2 protein-coding genes are annotated in these 4741 nt (G+C 71.8%); both read left to right on the top strand.

Annotation, left to right across the window (positions count from 1 at the left end; translation table 11 throughout):
- Positions 1-162 precede the first annotated feature (162 nt).
- On the top strand, positions 163-3186 hold the full coding sequence (locus tag ACFWGJ_RS42105; RefSeq protein ID WP_387334243.1) for a glycoside hydrolase family 3 N-terminal domain-containing protein: 3024 nt from the start codon (positions 163-165) through the stop codon (positions 3184-3186).
- 176 nt (positions 3187-3362) lie between these two features.
- A complete protein-coding gene (locus ACFWGJ_RS42100; protein ID WP_387334241.1) occupies positions 3363-4706 on the top strand; it encodes a hypothetical protein in 1344 nt (447 codons plus the stop codon).
- The last annotated feature ends 35 nt before the right edge of the window (positions 4707-4741 follow it).

Raw genomic sequence — 4741 nt, 5'->3', positions numbered from 1 at the left:
CCATGCGTGGACGGGAACGGGTAGGGGCGGCGGGGGCGAGAGAACCCCCGCTCACGGATTCGGCGCGAAGGGTTGACGCCCTCGCGGGGCGTCAGTTAACTCACGGCGTGATTTAAGCCCCGCGAGGTCACCCCCGTCAAAGCCTGAGCCGAGGGAAGGTCCATGCGAAGAACCGCCCTGCTCGTCGCCTCCACCCTGCTGACCGGACTGCTGCCGTTCGCCACCGCAACCCCCGCCTCCGGAGCGGACGATCCCGCCCCCGTCCCCGTCGACAACTTCGAGGGCGAGATCCCGTTCGCGAACCCGCCCGCGGAGGGCATCTTCACCTGGGGCAGCGACGCCGACGACCCGCCCACCCTGGAGCTCGCCGCCCGCGACGACGCACCGCAGGGCGACAAGGTCCTGGCCGGCACGTACGACATCAGCGGCTACGGAGGCTTCACCCACGACTTCGCCTTCGCCGAACCGGCCCACGACTGGTCGGCCAGCAAGGGCATCCGCTTCTGGTGGGACGGCCGGAACAACGGCAAGAAGGTCAACTTCGAGCTGAAGGACGGCGGCGCCAACGGCGAGGCCTCCGAGCTGTGGACGACGTCCTTCACCGACGACTTCACCGGCTGGAAGCAGCTGGAGATCCCGTTCACCGACTTCGTCTACCGCACGGACTACCAGCCCGTCGGCGGCATCGACCAGGTCCTGGGCCTCACCGAGATGTGGGGCTACGCGCTCACGCTCCCGGTCGGCGTCGAGGACCGGTTCGCGATGGACGGCGTGGAGTTGTACGGCAAGGCCGACCAGGCCCTGCGCGCGAACGTCGTCACCGACGCGGCCGTGTACCCGGTGCAGGAGGGCCGCTCGGCCGCCGTGAAGATCACGGTCGCCACCACCGGCTCCGCGCCGATCGAGGAGCCGGTCACCGTCGCGTACGAGACGGCCGGCGGCACCGGCGAGCCCGGCAAGGACTACACCCCGGTCAAGGGTGAGCTGACCTTCCCGGCCGGTACGGCCTCGGGCGCCTCGCGGACGGTCACCGTGGCGACTCTGCGCGACAAGACGGCCGAGAACGCCGAGACCGTCCCGCTGAAGCTGACGGTCACCGGCGCCAAGGCGCCCGCCGAGAACCCGCAGATCGTCGTCGACGCCCACGGACTCCCGTACCTGGACGCGAAGTTGCCGGTGAAGAAGAGGGTCGCCGATCTGCTGTCCCGGCTGTCCCCCGCCGAGAAGGCCGGCCAGATGACGCAGGCCGAGCGGGGCGCGCTCACCGCGCCGGGCGACATCGCCGCCTACGACCTCGGCTCGCTGCTCTCCGGCGGGGGCTCCACGCCGACCCCGAACACGCCCGAGGCCTGGGCGAAGATGATCGACGGCTTCCAACTCCGCGCGCAGGCCACCCGGTTCCAGATCCCGCTCATCTACGGCGTGGACGCCGTGCACGGCCACAACAACCTCGTCGGCGCCACGATCCTGCCGCACAACATCGGCATCGGCGCCACGCGCGACCCCCAAGTCGCCCACGACGCGGGCAGGGTGACCGCCGCCGAGGTCCGCGCCACCGGCATCCCGTGGGACTTCGCGCCCTGCCTGTGCGTGGCGCGCGACGAACGCTGGGGCCGCACCTACGAGTCGTTCGGTGAGGATCCGGCACTCGTCGAGTCCATGGAGACCGTCATCCAGGGCCTGCAGGGCGCCGCCGACGGCCGGGACCTGAAGAAGAACGACAAGGTCCTCGCCACCGCCAAGCACTTCGTCGGCGACGGCGGCACGGAGTTCGGCTCGTCCACGACCGGCTCGTACACGATCGACCAGGGCGTCACCAAGGTCACCCGCCAGGAGCTGGAGGCCGTCCACCTGGCGCCGTACCAGGACGCGGTGGACCGGGGCGTGGGCACGTTCATGCCGTCGTACTCCTCGCTGGACATCCTCGGCGACGGCAAGGGCGCGGTGAAGATGCACGCCCGCGCCGACATGCTCAACGGAGTCCTCAAGGACCGCATGGGCTTCGACGGCTTCGTGATCAGCGACTGGCAGGCCATCGACCAGATCCCCGGCGACTACGCGAGCGACGTCCGTACGTCGGTCAACGCCGGCCTCGACATGATCATGGTCCCGTACGCGTACAAGGACTTCCACGCCACGCTCCTCGACGAGGTGCGGGCCGGGCGGGTCAGCGGGAAGCGGATCGACGACGCCGTGTCGCGCATCCTCACGCAGAAGTTCAAGCTGGGCCTCTTCGAGAAGCCGTACGCCGACACGAGCGGCGCCTCGAAGATCGGTTCCGCCGAGCACCGGGCCGTGGCCCGCAAGGCCGCCGCCGAGTCGCAGGTCCTGCTGAAGAACGCGGGCGCCGTGCTGCCGCTGAAGAAGTCGCAGAAGGTGTACGTCGCCGGGTCCAACGCCGACGACATCGGCAACCAGACCGGCGGCTGGACCGTCACCTGGCAGGGCTCCTCCGGGAAGATCACGTACGGGACGACCGTCCTGGAGGGCATCCGGAAGGCCGGGGGCGGCACGGTCACCTACTCCAAGGACGCGTCGGCGCGCACCGCAGGCCATGACGTGGGTGTCGTGGTCGTCGGCGAGACCCCGTACGCGGAGGGCGTCGGCGACGTCGGCAACGGCAACGACCTGGCTCTGACGGCCGCGGACAAGGCCGCCGTCGACACGGTGTGCGGCGCCATGAAGTGCGTGGTGCTCGTCGTCTCGGGGCGTCCGCAGCTCATCGGCGACCAGCTCGGTGACATCGACGCGCTCGTCGCGTCCTGGCTGCCGGGCACGGAGGGCGACGGGGTCGCGGACGTGCTCTACGGGAAGCGGGCCTTCACCGGCCAGCTGCCCGTGACCTGGCCGAAGTCCGAGGCACAGCTGCCGATCAACGTCGGCGACCCGGCGTACGACCCGCAGTTCCCGTACGGGTGGGGGCTCACGACGCTCACGAAGGTGCCGTCGGGTGGGCTCGCGACTCTTAAGGGTCTCGCCGTCGCGGCCTCGCTGGCCGAGCGTGCCGGGGCCGAGGAGGCGGGGCGCGCGATTGTCGGCAAGGCGCGGCTGCTCGTCCAGCAGAAGGTCGGGCAGGGGATCACTTCGGCGGTGGCCAAGCCGTTCGCCGACGCGGATCATCTGCTGCTCACGGGGCGCTATGCGCGGGCGGTGGAGAAGCTGGCGGCGGCCTATACGGCGGCCTGATAGGCCGCCCATCGGGTCGTGGACATGTGTCTGCGGCCCGATGGGGGCTGGTCGCGCCCACGCGGCGGAGCCGCATAGGGACACAGCCCCGCGCCTCTGAAAGCACGTAGGTCCGCGGCCCCGGTGCCAGGAGGTGCGGGCCGCCGATCGTGGCGGTCAGGAGTAGGTTCGGGGGTATGAAGGGCGTACTGGCACGAGGACTGGCCGTTTTCATGATCGTGTTCGCGGCGCTGGGCGTCGGGGGCACCGGCGCGCACGCCGCTGCGGACGCCACCGACGTCTCGGCCGTCGCGGACGCGCTGCGCAAGAGTCCCGTCTACGTCGATCCGTCCATGGCCCGGGTGCTGTCCGACGAGGACGCCGACGCCCTGGCCGCGAAGATCGAGAAGGCGGACAAACCGCTGTTCGTCGCCGTTCTCCCCGGGGACTTCCCCACGGAGAACCTCTTCCAGAACCTGCGCACGGACACCGGTGTCACGGGCCTGTACGCCATCCGGCTCGGCTCGCGGTTCGACGCGAAGGCCGACTCCTCCGTCATGCCGAACACCGCCGTGCGCAACCTGGTGACCAGCGTCCGGGGCGAGGACGCCCTGACCCAGCTGAACCACTTCACGGACCGGGCGCTCGCCAACGTCGGCGGCTCCGCGCCCGGCAGCTGGAGCGACGGCGGGGGCGACGGCGTGGGCACCGGCGCCCTGATCGGCGTAGGCGCGGTCGTCGTGGCGGGCGGCGCGGGCGCGTACGCCCTCGTGAGGCGCAACCGCCGCCGCAAGGAGGCGGAGCAGCGGGCCGCCCTCGACCGGCTGCGCGTGGTCGTGGACGAGGACATCACCGCCTTCGGCGAGGAACTCGACCGGCTGGACTTCCACCCCGCGGAGGCGGGCGCGGACGACGCGATGCGCGCCGACTACGAACGCTCCCTCGACGCGTACGACAAGGCGAAGTCCTTCATGGCCGCGGCCACCCGCCCCGAGGACGTGCGAGGCGTCACCGAGGCGCTGGAGGACGGGCGTTTCTCGCTGGCCGTGCTCGCCGCGCGCCGCGAGGGCAGGCCGGTTCCCGAGCGCCGGGCGCCCTGCTTCTTCGACCCGCGCCACGGGCCTTCGGTCGCCGACGCGACCTGGACGCCGGCGGGCGGAGCGCCCCGCGAGGTGCCCGTCTGCGCCGCCGACCAGGTCCGGCTGGCCGAGGGCACCGATCCGGCCGTGCGCGAGGTCGACACGGAGTACGGGCGGCGGCCCTACTGGGACGCGGGCCCGGCGTACGGGCCCTGGGCGGGCGGCTACTTCGGCGGCGGCATCCTGCCAGGCCTCCTCGTCGGCACGGTGCTCGGCTCGATGATGGCCGGGCCTGCGTACGCGGCCGACTACGGCTCCGGCTACGGGGACTTCGGCGGCGGCGGGTACGTGGGCGGCGACGTGTCCGGCGCCGACTTCGACTCCAGCGACTTCGGCGGGGGCTTCGACGGCGGTGGCGGCGGGGACTTCGGGGGCGGTGGCGACTTCGGCGGGGGGTTCTGACACCACGGGCGCCGGTACGCGGACGGATACGGGCC

The organism is Streptomyces sp. NPDC060205, assembly GCF_042728395.1.
Classification (GTDB): Bacteria; Actinomycetota; Actinomycetes; order Streptomycetales; family Streptomycetaceae; genus Streptomyces.
The sequence above is the reverse complement of the archived record's forward strand: the minus strand, read 5'-3'. Positions and strand labels throughout refer to the sequence as shown.